The organism is Kribbella turkmenica (assembly GCF_004348725.1).
In the GTDB taxonomy this organism is placed as follows: domain Bacteria; phylum Actinomycetota; class Actinomycetes; order Propionibacteriales; family Kribbellaceae; genus Kribbella; species Kribbella turkmenica.
This window is the reverse complement of the sequence record NZ_SMKR01000099.1, coordinates 12,777-27,739: the sequence shown is the minus strand read 5'-3', so window position 1 is coordinate 27,739 and position 14,963 is coordinate 12,777. Positions and strand designations below refer to the sequence as shown.

At 67.9% G+C, this 14,963-nt stretch carries 15 protein-coding genes; 8 read left to right on the top strand and 7 right to left on the bottom strand.

Annotated elements, in window-relative coordinates; genetic code table 11:
- Positions 1–325: LysR family transcriptional regulator (locus tag E1218_RS22065; protein ID WP_132323117.1), on the bottom strand; the 325-nt coding region annotated here is incomplete at its 3' end.
- Between the two features lie 72 nt (positions 326–397).
- On the opposite strand from E1218_RS22065, the gene dapA reads away from it, so the two are divergent.
- From dapA to E1218_RS22045, 4 genes are all read left to right on the top strand, one after another.
- Positions 398–1,312 carry a 4-hydroxy-tetrahydrodipicolinate synthase gene (dapA, locus tag E1218_RS22060; protein WP_132323115.1) on the top strand — a complete coding sequence of 305 codons (915 nt, stop codon included), beginning with the start codon at positions 398–400 and terminating at the stop codon, positions 1,310–1,312.
- A gap of 36 nt (positions 1,313–1,348) precedes the next feature.
- The gene (locus E1218_RS22055; RefSeq protein WP_132323113.1) at positions 1,349–1,804 is read left to right on the top strand and encodes an iron chaperone; all 456 of its coding nucleotides are present in this window, start codon (positions 1,349–1,351) and stop codon (positions 1,802–1,804) included.
- Positions 1,805–1,867: 63 nt separating this feature from the next.
- Positions 1,868–2,626, top strand: coding sequence for a DinB family protein (locus tag E1218_RS22050; protein ID WP_132323111.1), 759 nt, complete (start codon positions 1,868–1,870; stop codon positions 2,624–2,626).
- Between the two features lie 46 nt (positions 2,627–2,672).
- Positions 2,673–5,810 carry a BTAD domain-containing putative transcriptional regulator gene (locus E1218_RS22045; protein ID WP_132323109.1) on the top strand — a complete coding sequence of 1,046 codons (3,138 nt, stop codon included), beginning with the start codon at positions 2,673–2,675 and terminating at the stop codon, positions 5,808–5,810.
- Here the strand turns inward: E1218_RS22045 and E1218_RS22040 are convergent.
- The 3 genes from E1218_RS22040 to E1218_RS22030 form a co-directional block, all read right to left on the bottom strand.
- Entirely contained in the window at positions 5,794–6,537 is a 744-nt protein-coding gene (locus E1218_RS22040; protein WP_132323107.1) for an ABC transporter permease, read from the bottom strand. The genes E1218_RS22045 and E1218_RS22040 overlap by 17 nt on opposite strands.
- Entirely contained in the window at positions 6,534–7,475 is a 942-nt protein-coding gene (locus E1218_RS22035; protein ID WP_132323105.1) for an ATP-binding cassette domain-containing protein, read from the bottom strand. Before E1218_RS22035 ends, E1218_RS22040 begins: the two co-directional genes overlap by 4 nt.
- A gap of 126 nt (positions 7,476–7,601) precedes the next feature.
- On the bottom strand, positions 7,602–8,003 hold the full coding sequence (locus E1218_RS22030) for a hypothetical protein (protein ID WP_132323103.1): 402 nt from the start codon (positions 8,001–8,003) through the stop codon (positions 7,602–7,604).
- 775 nt (positions 8,004–8,778) lie between these two features.
- Between E1218_RS22030 and E1218_RS22020 the strand changes: the two genes are divergently transcribed.
- Positions 8,779–9,309, top strand: coding sequence for a GNAT family N-acetyltransferase (locus tag E1218_RS22020; RefSeq protein ID WP_132323101.1), 531 nt, complete (start codon positions 8,779–8,781; stop codon positions 9,307–9,309).
- A complete protein-coding gene (locus E1218_RS22015; RefSeq protein WP_132323099.1) occupies positions 9,291–9,926 on the top strand; it encodes a chloramphenicol phosphotransferase CPT family protein in 636 nt (211 codons plus the stop codon). The genes E1218_RS22020 and E1218_RS22015 overlap by 19 nt, the downstream gene beginning before the upstream one ends.
- An 18-nt stretch (positions 9,927–9,944) precedes the next feature.
- On the opposite strand, the gene E1218_RS22010 is transcribed toward E1218_RS22015, so the two are convergent.
- The gene (locus E1218_RS22010; RefSeq protein WP_132323097.1) at positions 9,945–10,346 is read right to left on the bottom strand and encodes a VOC family protein; all 402 of its coding nucleotides are present in this window, start codon (positions 10,344–10,346) and stop codon (positions 9,945–9,947) included.
- Positions 10,347–10,492: 146 nt separating this feature from the next.
- Here E1218_RS22010 and E1218_RS22005 point away from each other — a divergent pair, with 146 nt between their 5' ends.
- Positions 10,493–11,761 (top strand): MFS transporter, encoded by a 1,269-nt coding sequence (locus E1218_RS22005; protein ID WP_267900320.1) that lies wholly within the window; start codon positions 10,493–10,495, stop codon positions 11,759–11,761.
- Between the two features lie 276 nt (positions 11,762–12,037).
- On the opposite strand, the gene E1218_RS22000 is transcribed toward E1218_RS22005, so the two are convergent.
- Together E1218_RS22000 and E1218_RS21995 are read right to left on the bottom strand one after the other, a co-directional pair.
- Entirely contained in the window at positions 12,038–12,454 is a 417-nt protein-coding gene (locus E1218_RS22000; protein ID WP_202866134.1) for a hypothetical protein, read from the bottom strand.
- A gap of 806 nt (positions 12,455–13,260) precedes the next feature.
- Positions 13,261–14,127 (bottom strand): phosphotransferase family protein, encoded by an 867-nt coding sequence (locus tag E1218_RS21995; protein WP_202866133.1) that lies wholly within the window; start codon positions 14,125–14,127, stop codon positions 13,261–13,263.
- Between the two features lie 390 nt (positions 14,128–14,517).
- Here E1218_RS21995 and E1218_RS21985 point away from each other — a divergent pair, with 390 nt between their 5' ends.
- The gene (locus E1218_RS21985; protein ID WP_132323093.1) at positions 14,518–14,952 is read left to right on the top strand and encodes a helix-turn-helix domain-containing protein; all 435 of its coding nucleotides are present in this window, start codon (positions 14,518–14,520) and stop codon (positions 14,950–14,952) included.
- Positions 14,953–14,963 lie beyond the last annotated feature (11 nt).

Here is a 14,963-nt window from a genome sequence, read left to right as displayed (position 1 = left end):
GCGTCAGAATCGTCGGCACCGCTGTCGGGAACACGCCGATCCGCAGAGTCCCGATCAGAGTTGTCGAGGATGCGGCCAATCCGGCCTCGGCCTCCTGCAGGATCGCGAGGATCTCCTCGGTGCGCTCGACCAGAGCACGTGCCGCCGCCGTCAGCACCACCCGCCGTCCGGTCCGTTCCAGCAGCGGTACGCCGGTCTCGCGCTCCAGAGCGGTGAGTTGTTGCGACACCGCCGACGGGGTGTAGGCGAGAACCTCCGCGACGGCCGCGATCGTGCCGCGGTGGGCGAGTTCACGGAGGAGACGGAGTCTGCGGACATCGAGCATAAGTTCAGCTTACGCTCGGCGACAGGAAAGCGAACTGGACCTGACGAAGCGACCTGGGTGATCGTCGGAGACATGTCATTCACGGGTCTTTTCGTTCCCCTGGTCACGCCGTTCACCGCCGACGGCGAACTCGCCGCCGAAGCGCTGGAGGCGTTGGCGCACGCCGTACTCGACGACGGCGCGGCCGGGATCGTTGCCTTGGGCACCACTGCCGAACCGGCCACGCTGACGGCCGCGGAGCGTCGGAGGATTGCCGAGATCTGCGCCGGCGCGTGCGAGCAGCACGGCGCGCAACTGATCGTCGGCACCGGGTCGAACTCGACCGCCGGCTCGATCGAGGCGCTCACCGAACTCGATCCGCGGGCCGCCGCCGCGCTCACCGTCGTGCCGTACTACACCCGCCCGTCCGAGGACGGCGTCGTCGAGCACTTCCGCCGGCTCGCGGCGGCCAGCCCGGTCCCGTTGATCGTCTACAACGTCCCTTGCCGGACCGGCCGGTCCCTGGGAGCGGACACTCTCGGGCGGCTTGCGCGCATCCCCAACGTTGCCGGATTCAAGCATCCCGTCGGCGGCATCGACGAGGCCACGATGGACTTCCTGAGCACGCGGCCGGCCGATTGCGCCGTACTCGCTGGTGACGATCTCTACACCGCGCCCCTGCTGGCGCTCGGAGCGACCGGCGCGATCCTCGCCAGCGCCACCGTGGCCACCCGCGCCTACGCTGACCTCGTCGCCAGTTGGTGCGGCAGCCCGGACGACGACGCGCGTCGCCTCCACCACGCGCTGCTGCCGCTGTCCCGAGCCCTCTTCGCCGAGCCCAACCCCGCGGTCATCAAGGCCGTCCTGGCCGCCCACGGCCGCATCCCCAGCCCGCATGTCCGCCTCCCGCTGCTCCCCGCCGGCAGCGCCGCGACGGCGGCCGCCCTCGACGCGGCCGGATCGATCAGGATTCGAGAAGCCCCGGCGGATGCCGGCTCCCTAGTCTGAGAGCACCAGGACGGACCACACAGACAGGACAAGCTCATGGCACCCGCGGCGAAGAAGACCAGCACCTTTGAGGACAAGTCGTACGACGGTTTCACCGAGGAGGAACGCGGCGCGATGAAGGAGCGCGCCCGCGAGCTCAAGTCCTCCCGGGCCGGCAACGTCGACGACGAGACCGCCGTCCTCGAGAAGATCGCCGAGCTGCCGGAGGACGAGGCCGCGATGGCCCAGCGGATCCACGAGCTGATCAAGGAGAACGCCCCCGAGCTGAAGCCGAAGCTCTGGTACGGAATGCCCGCGTACTACCTGAACGGCAAGAACGTCTGCTTCTTCCAGGTCGCCGGCAAGTTCAAGTCCCGCTACTCGACCTTCGGCTTCAACGACCCCGCCAACCTCGACGACGGCGACTTCTGGCCCGTCGCCTACGCCCTCACCAAGCTGACCCCCGCCGTCGAGAAACAACTCACCACCCTCATCAGGAAGGCCGTCAGCTGACGCCCGGTGAAACTGTCGCAGCCCGCCTCTACGCTCGGGCCAACGCTGAACGGAGGAGACGCGATGGCAACCTTCACTCGTTCCGACGACCTGCGGAGGGCGGAGTTCCGGGATACCAACCTGAGTAACGCGCGGTTCGTCGGAGCTGATCTGACCGACGTGGTGATGCGGGGGGTCGAGGTACGGCGGACAGAGATCGACGCGCCGTGGTTGCCTGACGGCGAGAACTTCCTGCGGGTGAACGGGGTCGACGTGATCCCGTTCGTGGAGGCCGAGCTCAACCGACGCTTCCCCGGCCGTGAGGATCGGCGCGCGACGGATCCGGCCGGTCTCCGCGCGGCATGGGCGGCCCTCGAGGGCACCTGGGCGGCCACGCTCGAGCGCGTCGCGGCGATGCCCGCCGGCACGGTCGACGTGTCGGTGGCCGGCGAGTGGTCGTTCGCGCAGACCCTGCGGCACCTGGTCATGGCCACCGACACCTGGCTGGGCCGCGCGATCCGCGAGCTCGAGCAGCCGTACCACCCGCTCGGGCTGGCGAACTCCGACGCCGAGGAGGACGGCCTGGACATGTCGATCTTCACCACGGACATCCCGTCGTACGACGAGGTGCTCGAGACCCGCGCGGGTCGCACCGCGATGGTGCGCGACTTCCTCGCCACGGTCACCCCGGAGGACCTGGCCGCGGCCCGCACGAACCCGTGGTCGCCGCAGCACCCGGAGACCATCCTCTCCTGCCTGCGCGTGATCCTCGAAGAAGAATGGGAACACCACCGGTACGCCGTCCGCGACCTCGACCTCATCGAGGCCCGGCGCGACGCCTGATCCACGCCAGCCGAAGCTCCCGATGGCCCGTGGCACAATCACCCAAGTGCAGATCCGGATGCTCGGAGCCCTCGAGGTACGCACCGACGACGGCGACCTCGCCGGCGTACCGGGCGCCCGGTTGCGTGCGTTGCTGATCGCCCTCGCACTCGAACCGAACCAGGTGGTCCCGAAGGCGACACTCGTCGACTGGATCTGGGGTGAGAACCCGCCCGCCGAGGCGGCGAACGCCCTGCAACGACTGGTCTCCCGGCTGCGCAAGGTGCTGCCGGAGGGCTCGGTCGAGGGCCAGACCGACGGCTACCGGCTGAAGGTCAAGCCCGATGCCGTCGACGCCGTCCGGTTCGAGCACCTCGTCGGACCGGTCCGCGCCGGCGAGGAATCCCAGCGGCTCCGCCGCCTGCGCGAGGCCCTGGCCTTGTGGCGCGGTCCGGCCATGCAGGACGTCGGCCTGCAGGACAGTACGGCGTTCGACGCGGCGGCGACCCGGCTCGAGCGACTCCGCCTGACCGCGATGGAGGATCGGTTCGACGCCGAGATCAGCCTCGGCCACGGTGCAGAACTGGTCTCCGAACTGACCGACCTGGTCGCCGCGCACCCGGTCCGCGAACGGCTCGTCGGCGCCCTGATCCGCGCGCTGGTCGCGTCCGGCCGCGACTCCGAAGCCCTGCTCGTGTACGAACGGACGCGGAACACGCTGGCCGACGAGCTGGGCGTCGATCCCTCACCGGAGCTGGCCGACCTGCACGTCGCGCTGCTGCGCGGCGAGCTGGGACGCCGGACGGAGAGTCCGCGGTCCAACCTGCGCGCCGAGCTGACCAGCTTCGTCGGCAAGGACGACGACGTCGCCGCGGTCGGCGAGCTCGTCACCGGTCACCGGCTCACCACCTTGATCGTCCCCGGCGGCTCCGGCAAGACCAGGCTCGCCTCGGAGACCGCTCGGACGCTGCTCGGCGATCTGCCGGACGGGGTCCGGATGGTCGAGCTCGCGGCCATCGGCGCCGATGACGACGTGGCGCAGGCCGCGCTCGCCGCGCTCGGCCACCGGGACGCGCTGCTCGGCGGAGCACCGGACGCGGAGCCGGCCGAACGCGTCATCACCGCGATCGGCGATCGGGAGATGCTGCTGGTCCTGGACAACTGTGAGCACGTGATCGAGTCGGCGGCGACGTTCGCGCACCGGGTGCTCGGCGAGTGCCGGCGGCTGCGGATCCTGGCGACCAGCCGGGAGCCGCTCGGGATCACCGGCGAGACGCTGTGGCACGTGGTGCCGCTGATCCTGCCTGCGGAGAACGCCGATCCGCGCGAGATCGAGGCCTCACCGGCGGTTCAGCTGCTGCGGGACCGGGCGGGCGCCGTACGCACGGATCTCGGCCGGGACGCCGCCACACTGACGACCATCGCTCGCGTCTGCCGGGCGCTGGACGGGATGCCGCTGGCCATCGAGCTCGCCGCCGCCCGGCTGCGCACGATGACTCTCGACCAGCTCGCCAACCGGCTCGACGACCTGTTCCGGCTGCTCACCGGTGGCAGCCGCACCGCTCTGCCGCGGCACCGGACGCTGCGAGCCGTGATCGACTGGAGCTGGGAGTTGCTCAGCGACGCCGAGCGGGTGGTGCTTCGCAGGCTCTCGGTGTTCGCCGGTGGTGCGAGCCTGGAAGCGGCCGAGCACGTCTGCGCCGGTGACGAGGTCGACGCGCGCGACGTACTGGAGCTGCTGACCGCGCTGACCGAGAAGTCCCTGGTGGTTGCCGAGGGCCACGAAGCGCCGCGCTACCGGATGCTCGGCATGGTCGGGGAGTACGCCGTTCAGCGGCTCGAGGAAGCGGGTGAGTCGGAGCTTGCCCGGCAGCTGCACCTCGGGTACTTCACCGAGCTCGCCGAGACCGCGGACCCGCATCTGCGCCGCGCCGAGCAACTGGAGTGGCTCGCTGTGCTGGGGGCCGAGCACGACAACATCGCCGCCGCCATGCGGGGTGCCCTGGCGGCCGGCGAGGCCGAAGGGGCGATGCGCCTCGCTGGAGCGGCGTGCTGGTACTGGTGGCTCAGCGGCCACAAGACCGAGGCGAACGAGCTGCTGATGGCGGCCACCGCCCTGCCCGGCGAGGTCCCCAACGAGGTCAAGGCCGTCGTTTACTCGTTCGTCGTCGGTTTCGTGGTCTCCGGGCGGAGCGATCAGTACGAGGCGGCCGAGTGGATTCACGAGGTGTACCGGGTCAGCCGCGGTGTCGAGAGCCCGCACCCGGCGGTGCGGTTCGCCGGCGCGATGGAGCGCCTGCTGGCGGCGCCGGACACGCACGTTCCGGCGTTCGAGGAGCTGCTCACCGATGACGACCCCTGGGTCCGCGCGCTGGCCAGACTGCAGCTCGGCAAGCTGCGGATCCATCAAGGCGACGGCGGTCCGGAGCCGGACGGCCATCTCGCGCAGGCGCTTGCCGAGGGCCGCGCGATCGGCGAGCGGTGGGTGATCTCGTTCGCGTTGACCGAGCTGGCCGACCGCATCGCCGTACGTGGTGAGTTCGGGAGCGCCCGGGAGTACTACGAACAAGCGAACGCGGTCGTCGAAGAGGTCGGCGCCACCGAGGACGCGGTGCGGTTGCATGCGCGGCTGGCGCAGCTGCACTGGCTGTCGGGCGACGAGGGCGCGAGTACGGCGGCCATGGCCGACGCCGAGCGGGTCGCGGGACAGGTCGCCTGGCCGGAGGCTTTGGCCGAGCTCGCGCTCGCCAAGGCCGAGCTGGCGCGCTGGATCGGCGACAACGAGGAGGCGAGCCGGCAGCTCGGGGTGGCGTCGGCCAGGCTGGCGAAGACTGCCGACCGGGCCGGTGTCCGCGGCGTGATCGCCGAACTGCACGGCTACCTCGCCAAAGACCTGACCCAGGCCCGCGAGCACTTTTCCGTTGTCGTCGAGGCGGTGAATCAGGTCGGGTCCGTGCTCATGCTGGCGAGCGCGCTGGTCGGGATCGCGGATCTCGCGCTGCGACAGGAGCAGTTCGAGCAGGCGGCCCGTCTGCTCGCGGCGGGCACGACCGTGGCCGGTCTGCGGGATCGCTCCAACCCGGATGTGGACCGGATCGAGCAGGAAGTACGGCGCCGCCTCGGCGACACGCGGTTCACCGAGGCGACGCAGGAGGGTACGGAGGCGGACTGGCGCGAGTTGGTCGCGGTCACGCTCGCTTCGTGAAGGTCGACGACGCCCACAGGTAGCCGACCAGGGCGATCCCGGCGCACCAGGCGATCGCGGGGACGACGTCGCCGGCGGTTGGCGTACCGTTCAGCAGACCGCGCAGGGTCTCGATGATCGGCGTGAACGGCTGGTACTCCGCGAACTGCCGGACACCCGGGCCCATCGTGTCGGTCGGCGCGATCGCGCTGCTGAAGAACGGCAGCATGACCAGCGGCACAGAGGCCAGCCCCGCCGTCTCCGGCGACTTGGCCGCGAGCCCCAGCGCGATCGTCAGCCAGCCGGCCGCGAATCCCAGCAGGGCGACGACGCCGATCACGCCGAGCCAGTCGAGGGCGCTCGCCGACGGGCTGAATCCCAGCAGGAAGGCGACGCCGATGATCGCCGCGATCGCGAGCAGGTTGGTCAGCAGGCTCGCGATCACGTGACCGGTCAGCACCGCGCTGCGCGGGACGTCCATGACCTTGAACCGATTGATGATGCCCTTGGTCATATCGGAGTTCACCGACACCGCCACCGACCCGAGTCCGTAGCAGACGGCCAGCAGGAGCAGGCCCGGGGTGGCGTAGTCGACGTAGTCGACGCCGACGCTGAACGCGTCTCCGAACACGTACACGAACATCAGCATGACGACGACCGGCATCAGCACCGCGTTGAACACGGTCATCGGGTTCCGGGCGATGTGCTTGACGTTGCGGCGCAACATCACCATCGACGGGGACTTCACTTCGCGGCTACCTCCGTGGTGTGGCCCGTGAGGGCGAGGAAAACGTCATCCAGGTCCGGGGTCCGGACGGAGAACTCTTCGGCGCTGAGGGCGTACTCGTCGAGCCGGTCCAGCAGGCCGCGCACCGACTTCGTCCCGCCGTCGCTCGGCACCTGCAGCGTCAGGGTGTCGTCGTCCCGGGTGGACTCCGGCATGATCCGCGCGGCCGCGTCGAGCTCCTCGGCGGTGCTGAACCGGAGCCTGACGTGCGTGCCGGGGATCTGGCGCTTGAGCTCGTCGGGCGTGCCCTGCGCGACCAGGCGGCCATGGTCGAGGACGGCGACCCGGTCGGCGAGCTGGTCGGCCTCGTCGAGGTACTGCGTGGTGAGGAAGATGGTGACGCCGTCGGCCACCAGGTCGCGGATGATCGCCCACATCGTCCGCCGGCTGCGCGGGTCCAGACCCGTCGTCGGCTCGTCCAGGAAGATGATCCGCGGGTTGCCGACCAGCGTCATCGCGAGGTCGAGCTTGCGGCGCATGCCGCCGGAGTACGTCGAGACCGGCTTCTGCGCCGACTCGGTCAGCTGGAACCGTTCCAGCAGCCCGGCGACGACCTTCCTGCCGTCGCCGGTGGGGATCCGGTTCAGGTCCACCATCAGCTGCAGGTTCTCCTGGCCGGTCAGCAGCTCGTCGACCGCCGCGAACTGGCCGGTGACGCCGATCGCGGCGCGGACCGCCTTGGCCTCGGTCGCGACGTCGTACCCGGCGACCCGGACCGTTCCGGTGTCGGCCTTGATCAACGTGGTGAGCACGTTGACCGTCGTCGTCTTGCCGGCGCCGTTCGGACCGAGCAGGGAGAAGATCGTCCCCGCGGGGACCTCCAGATCGATGCCGTCGAGCACCACGGTGTCCTGGTAGGCCTTCCGGAGGCCGGAGGCGGTAATGGCTGAAGTCGTCATGCGACCACAGTGCGGGGGCGCCCGGACACCGCCCGGACACCGCCCTGACGCCGCACTGACACGCCTGACAGCCGCGTCAGTGCGGCGGCGGTCCGGTGTCGGGACGCCCGGTCAGCGTTGCTCCTGTCACCAAGATCCCCACCCAGACTGCAGGAGCAGACAATGCGCACCTTCGCCGCCACCGTCGAGGTCCGGCCGGCGAACGCCGCCAAGGACCGCGACGTCAGGGCCGCGGAGCAGACCGCGGTCGACTACGCGGACGGCGTACTGCGGATCGAGGGCCTGGTGAAGAACCAACTCCTCAAGAGCTCCGGCTTCGTCGACGTGACCGTGAACCTGCCCGCCGGCTCCCAGGTCGAGGCAAAATGCGGCCAGTGCCGGGCTCCAGGCGTCCGGGCAGTACGGCGACTTCGCCTTCGAGGGCGCGCACGGCTCGATCCAGCTCGACCGGGTCGCGCACGTCCGGCTGACCACCGATTCCGGCGACGTCTCGATCGCCCGGCTCGACGGGTCCGCGGAGATCACCACGACGAAGGGGCGACATCACCGCCCACGCCCTCTGATCGACAGGTTCGAGAGCTGACTGGCCAACCAACCACCCACCTACCGCCCGGCCCCCATCGCCATCCCGCCGGAACTCCTGAGCGAACTCTTCACTGAGCGGCTCTCGGCGAGGCAGACCCTTCGAGCGTGATCGAAAAGGTCTGCCTCGTGACACCGGGCGGTGGAATGGCCGTCGCGGCACTGGGTCTAACTGATGGGCCTCCTCGTAGCCGGTGTAACACCTGCTCATGCGGCCCAGCCGGCACCCGCTGACTTGGTAGCAGCCGCAGCACCGCCAACCTCACCGGCAGCTACGTCCCGTGTCTGCCTCCCACCGGGCAGCCTCAGCGTGAACTGCGACGTCGGCTACGCCTGCGCCTCTGTCCCCTACGGCAACGGCTACTACTGGCTCAAGTTCTACGAGTACGGCACCTACACGCTCTACAACTGGTACGGCGTCGGTGTCGCCAACAACCCCCAAGGCTTCGGCACCGCCATGAGAATCCCCGGGGCCAACGGCAACAGATCGGCTGCGAACCGCCTCCTGTCCGGGACCTCTCCAACTGGACTCCCGTCTACTACATCAGACTCACAGCAACCCCCTGCTGAGGAGCCAACTCCGCTGAGGCCTCGGTACGTGGCGGGCGCGCCAAGATCGATGGGATTTCCGAGTACGACGTGCGCCGTCCGCTGACCATGACCGGGACAACCTCCTGGGCTTGATCAAGCCGGTCGTCCCTGCGTCGGTTAGTCTGCGCGCATGGCAGACCTGGGACCCGTCGCTTGGCCGCCTGACCCGATCAAGACGGAGCGGCTCGTGCTCCGCGAGCCCGAGGCCCGGGACCGCTCGGCGATCATCGACCTCCTCGCCTCACCGGACGTCGGCACCTTCATCGGCGGCTCCCGATCGCGTGAGCAACTCGAGCGCGCCGTACCCGAGGTGCCCACTCGACGCCCCGGCCTGTTCGTGGTCGAGCTCGACGGAGCGATGATCGGCACGGTCACCCTCGACCGCCGCGACTCGGAGCGCCCAGGTCCCGACCGAAGCGAAGTCGCCCTCGGCTACCTGTTCCTGCCTGACGCCTGGGGACGCGGATACGCCACCGAGGCCTGCACAGCGGCCCTCGACTGGTTCGCCGGCGCGCCGCCCGGCGAGCCGGTGGTCCTCTACACCCAAACCGCCAACGAACGCTCGATGCGCCTCGCTGCAAAGCTGGGGTTCACCGAACTGACCCGCTTCGAAAAATACGGCGCAGAGCAGTGGTGCGGCATATGGTCGCCGACGAGTTGAATCAGTCCCCACGAGCACCGCATCTGGGACGTCGCCAAACCTCTCTACCATCGATCATCTTCCTCAACGGCGCCTCGTCCGCCGGCAAGACGACGCTGGGCAGAGCACTGCAGGCCTCCCTTGCTGAGCCGTACCTGCTGATGGGGCTGGACACGTGCCTTGCGATGGTTCCCGCCGAGTGGTCCGGTGGTCCACTCGGCGCTCATCGGGCGCAAGGCTTCCAGTACCTCGACCTACCGCACGAAAACGGCAAGCCGGTATCCGGACTCTCGCACGGGCCGGTCGGCCTGCGCATGCTGAAGGGATTCCACCGAGCCGTCCGCGAGTTCGTCCACGCAGGCAACCGCGTCATCGTCGACGAGATGATGCTGGGTGCCGACGTACGAGATCACTGGCTCACAACTCTCGCGGGCCTCGACGTCCTCTGGGTCGCGGTCCACTGCGACCTCCCTGAACTCGAACGCCGAGAACTCGCGCGAAGGGGACGCGTCGGGCTCGCACGATGGTCCGCGGACCGCGTACACGAGGGAATGACCTACAACCTTTCGGTGAACACCACCACCCGATCCCCCGAAGCGTGCGCCCGCCAGATCGCATCAGCCGCATCCGAGGCCTGACCTCTCTGACGCACAACGTCAGTCCAGGCCTGAGGCGGGCTCTTGGAAGCACCAGAAGTGATGTTCGTGGTCGAACGCGGTGTACTCGCGCATACCGAAGAGTGTTGAGATAGGCCGGACGATCTCAGCACCAGCTGCTGCGGCCTGTTCCAGGTGAACGGTGAGGTCGGCGACACCGACGACGGTCATGGACGAGGGTGCCGACGACGGATCCGGAGGGCTCAACCCCGGCCGGGGTCCGTGGAGCCGGATGTTGCCCATCGGCCCGGAGACCTCGGCGTACCCGCAGGTCCCGTCCGGTTCCCTGCCGAGGACGCCAGGCTGGAAGTCGAACATCTCGATCAAGCGCTGGTACGCACGTTCGACGTCGGCGTAGACCAAGAAGACGACCGGCTGTGCGGTGATGCTGTGATGTGGCACCCAACTGACCAGCCGGCGAAGCCGACTCGGATCCTGGATCAGCGTCTCGAAAGGCTCGTCTGCCAGCGTGGCACACGCATCCTGGTTTCATCCGCACTTGTCGTACCTCTACACCGACAGCGGTCGGCGCAGGTTTACTGGGAGCGGTGAAAGCCCAGTGGCGTGTCTTGGCCGATCATCGGGACTTCCGGTGCTTGTTCGGTGGCGACTCGATCTCTCTGCTGGGATCGAGCGTGACGACCGTTGCGTTGCCCTTGACCGCAGTCCTGGTTCTCGGCGCATCGTCAGTACAGATGGGTGTGCTGGGAGCAGTTTCGTTCCTGCCGCACCTCGTCTTGGGCCTGCCTGCCGGGGTGTGGGTAGACCGGCTGTCATATCGCCGAGTCCTTGTCGGTGCTGACTTGTTGGCCGCCGTCGCGCTGACAGCAGTGCCGATTCTGGCCGCGATGGGACTGTTGCAGATGTGGCATCTGTACCTCGTCGTGCTCACCACTGGAACCTGCGGGCTGTTCGCCGCAATCGCGGCCCAGTCGTTCGCGCCCATATTGGTCCCCCGCCGCGAACTGTTGGCGGCCAACAGCGCGCTCGCGCTCAGCAACTCCGTCGTCGCCACCAGCGGGAGTGCCCTCGGCGGCATTCTGGTTCAGCTCCTCACCGCCCCAGTAGCGATCGCTGTCGATGCCGCCTCGTTCCTGTTGTCGGCCATCTCGAAGGCGCGGATCACCGTCACGGGCCGATCGACTGCCGCCGACCCGGTCAGAGCGTCGATATTCAAGGGCATCCGGGACGGCTTCCGGGCAGCGCTCGAGCATCCCGCGCTACGGGCGACCACGGTCGCCGCCACTGTCGGCGCCCTGGCCGGTCAGATGCAGGTGGTGATCGTGGTGCTGTTCCTGGTCCGTGATCTCGGCTTGTCCGCCGGACTGGTGGGCCTGGTCATCGCAATAGCCGGAGTCGCCGGCATCGTCGGCGCCACCATCGGGGTGCAGATCACCGGCCGACTCGGCAACGGGCCCGCCTTTATCGTCGGCACGCTGCTGTCAAGTCTGGCCGGGCTGGTGATGGCCGCCGCAGGAGGGCCGACAGCACTGGTGTTGACGGTCGTCATCATCGCGCAACTCCTCCGCGGCTGGGGCCCGACGCTGTACGGGATCAACCAGCAGACCATCCGCCAGGTCCTGATCGCACCAGAACTCCTCGCCCGAACTCAGGCCACCTGGCGATTCCTGGTTCATGGGATGCAGCCGATCGGCGCCCTGCTCGGCGGCACACTCGGTGCCCTGGTCGGATTCCGCGTCACCCTGGTGATCAGCAGCCTCGTCATGCTGACCGGCACCATCCTCGCACTGCTCAGCCCACTACGAACGCTGCGCCAACTCCCGGTCACCGAGACCTCACCACACTTTCGTCGCTGACCGCAAAGCCGTACGCGGTTGCTTGCAGCAAGGATGCGATTGGTCGCTACCAGCAGCGGGATCCAGCTCATCGCCTGCACGAAGCACGCGGATGCATGTCGCAACGACTGGCGGTGTTCGATCGAACCGACTCCTGCCGAAGACGACGGTGGTGTGCCAAGCACGTCGACTCAGTCCACCCGGCATCAGAGCATCATCTGCTCGAGGGCGCGGCTCATAACCTCGCCCAGAGGAATCCCCAATCGGCCGGCTGCCGTCCACGCGGGGTCTTGCGGATCAGTCGCGCGTGGCCGGGGCGACCTCGCGCACCATCACGCAGTTGCCCTGGCCCTTGGGGCGGTCGTAGCTGAATCCCTCGCGCTCGTACATCGTGCGCGTGCCGTTGTAGATGAACGACGAATTCTTCTTCCGGACCCCGCCGGTGTCGTGCGGGTAGCCTTCGACCAGGCCGCCGCCGGCCTGAGCGATCAGCTCGACGGCTCCGCGCAGGGCGATCGCCGCCAGGCCCTGACCGCGAAAGCCGCGCTCGACCAGGATGCAGGTGACCCGGTAGTCGGGCAGTCGCTCGGCAGTGGCGACGTACTCCTTGCGGTGTTGGATGTTGGGCAGCTCCTCGGGTGATCCGTACTCCGCCCAGGCGACGGCCCGGTCGCCGTCGTAGGCCAGCGCAGCGTGCGCGATCCCGTCGGCCACCAGACGTTGCTTGAGCGCCCGGTTCCCCTCGGGCTCTGGCCCTTCTCCGCGCAGTCGGGATGAAAATGCGTGCACCAGCAACTGGCGAACATGCCCTTGTTCCGCTCGACGAGAGCGGCGAAGTCGTTGAACGTCTCCGGCGTGAGCGCCTTGATCGTGAAGTCGGACATACCGCCAACGTATCCCCGGTTGCGGACGTTCTGCGTCCGGTATCCAACTCTGCCAGGGCGCCAATCCCCGTCGTGGGCGAGTAGCCCCCGACCGAGCTGTGGCGATCGGCGCAGGCATGCGACGAAGCCCGGTGAGCTGATCGGCACAGAACAGGATGCACCAGTGGACGACCTGGCCGCCCTAACCAAGAGACCCTCAAGTCAGACAAAGGCCGGTCTCCCGAGTGGGAAACCGGCCTCTGACCTGCGGTGGAGCTTGAGGGATTTCGAACCCCTGACCTCTTCCATGTCATGGACTCAGCCTCACCACACAGGCAGAGACTGCGGTGTACGACGCCTCTATGAACGTCTGCCACGATCCATGGACGGATGCCCCGCTTTGACCGACAAGGCTGATGACTGGGTCAGGCTACATTCGTGATCTTGTTCTGTTCCTCGTATCCGGCGGGCGCTGCGGTAGCCGAGACCGCTGTCAGCCAGGTGCCGTTGTACCAGCCGATGTACGCCACCAGCGCACGCCGTGCCATAGCGCGGGCGGGGCCAGGTTGCAGGTCGATGAGCTCACGCTCGAGTGAGGCGAGGAACGACTCCGAGGAAGCGTTGCCCCAGCAGCTTTCAAGTGACCTTCGGCGGTTTCTACAGACCGTCCAGTCGCCTGGTCATCGTGTCGAGTGTCGGCCAAGGAGGACCCTCTCGCAGCGAGCGCAGGAGCTCCTCTCCGAATCGTCTCCCGTTGGGAAACTGGTCGCCAAGGTCCCAGCGCCACGCTGCGACCATCGCGAGAACGAGCTGCCGGCACTCGTCCAGCAGTCCTTGGTCAACGTCCGGATAGTGCTCGCAGACCGCCTCGGGAACATGGGCGAGATCGAACTCGACGGGTCCACGGCAGCACGTCTCGAAGTCGATGAACAACGGGCCATTCTTCGTGCTGAGCACATTGCCTTGATGCGGCTCGCCGTGAAGCAGCTGCTCCACGCCGCCGCGGTCCTCGATCGCCCGTCGCAGGCGTTCTAGCCTGCCGCTGAGGAACACGCGGTCTGCGTCGGCGAGCTCCGGCGAGAGATCCGGGTTGGCAACGATTTCTTCCGCCTCCGCGATTCGATCCGTGAAGCGTGGGCTCGCCACATCAACCGTGCGCATGCCGGCGTGCAGCCGCTCCAGCGCGTTGGCGTAGTCGACTGGTGAGACGTGCGGTGTCACGGGCTCGTAGTAGATCCACAGCGTCACTGCGAAGCCATCGCGGGTGTAGACAAGCGGGTCCACCCGAGGCTCCAGGGCGCCCACCGGGCATCCGACCTCGGCGAGCCGTTGAGCGAGCTCGACTTCGAGCTGTGCAACCTCTTGCCCCACAGGGGCGACTCGGGCAAAGACGTCGCATGGCGTCAGGCGCAGCGCCAGCTTGTTCGAGTTGTGGAGAACGATTGCGTCGTTGGCTGGCAGGTCGAGCGATGCGGCGACCGAAGTCGCAGCCGCGATCGCACGCGTAATGTCGGACATCTCCATGACCTGGTCAGGCTACAGTCGTGATCTTGCTCGGTCCCTCGAATTTCGGCGGGGCTGCGGTAGCCGGAAGTGCTGTGCCGCCGGGTGCCGCTGTGCCAGCCGATGTACTCCACCTCCGCACGCCGCGATGAGGCCGGCGCTACCACTTCGTGTCCCTGCTCAGCGAGAGCGGTCTGAGTATCGAACAGATCTCGCTACTGGACGGCCACAAGAGCGCTCAGGTGACTGAGACTGTCTACCGACACTGGCTTCGGCGGATCCTGACCGAGGGAGCCGAAGCGATGGACGGACTGTTGCCCGCGAACCGATAGACACTCACATTATGCAAGAGGCCAGTTTCCCGAGTGGGAAACCGGCCTCTGACCTGCGGTGGAGCTTAGGGTGGAGGTTATGCGGCGTTACTCGAACCAGCCCCTCCTTCTGGACAGGCTCCAGAAGCTTGCGCAGTCCATCGCACTTGACATCAACGAGGCGAGACCCATCGAGCCCGCCGAGCCTCCGCGCGTGCATAAGCTGGACGAGCGACTCGATAGCGAGACGATGGCCAGGATCGTGGCGGAGTATGAGGCCGGCGGATCGTCGGAATCCATTGGCGCGCTCTTTCGCTTGAGTAAGCGGAGCGTCATCAAGATCCTCCGGGAGGCGGGTATCAAGGTCCGCTATCCACGGATGACGGAGGCGGAAATCAGACGAGCGACGATGCTCTACAACGACGGGGCTTCTCTCGTCGAAGTCGGCAACCGACTCGGACGCGACCACACAACGATCCACAAGGCGCTAAAACGCCACGGTGTCCGTATGCGGGACTCGCACGGGCGACCATAGGCCCCTTCGCC

Bases quoted from the DNA above. Each gene is read 5' to 3' on its own strand.
- E1218_RS21995 (WP_202866133.1), bottom strand. From the start codon at position 14,127: ATGGAGATGTCCGACATTACGCGTGCGATCGCGGCTGCGACTTCGGTC.
- E1218_RS22015 (WP_132323099.1), top strand. From the start codon at position 9,291: ATGGTCGCCGACGAGTTGAATCAGTCCCCACGAGCACCGCATCTGGGA.
- dapA (WP_132323115.1), top strand. From the start codon at position 398: ATGTCATTCACGGGTCTTTTCGTTCCCCTGGTCACGCCGTTCACCGCC.
- E1218_RS21985 (WP_132323093.1), top strand. From the start codon at position 14,518: ATGCGGCGTTACTCGAACCAGCCCCTCCTTCTGGACAGGCTCCAGAAG.
- E1218_RS22035 (WP_132323105.1), bottom strand. From the start codon at position 7,475: ATGACGACTTCAGCCATTACCGCCTCCGGCCTCCGGAAGGCCTACCAG.
- E1218_RS22050 (WP_132323111.1), top strand. From the start codon at position 1,868: ATGGCAACCTTCACTCGTTCCGACGACCTGCGGAGGGCGGAGTTCCGG.
- E1218_RS22020 (WP_132323101.1), top strand. From the start codon at position 8,779: ATGGCAGACCTGGGACCCGTCGCTTGGCCGCCTGACCCGATCAAGACG.
- E1218_RS22055 (WP_132323113.1), top strand. From the start codon at position 1,349: ATGGCACCCGCGGCGAAGAAGACCAGCACCTTTGAGGACAAGTCGTAC.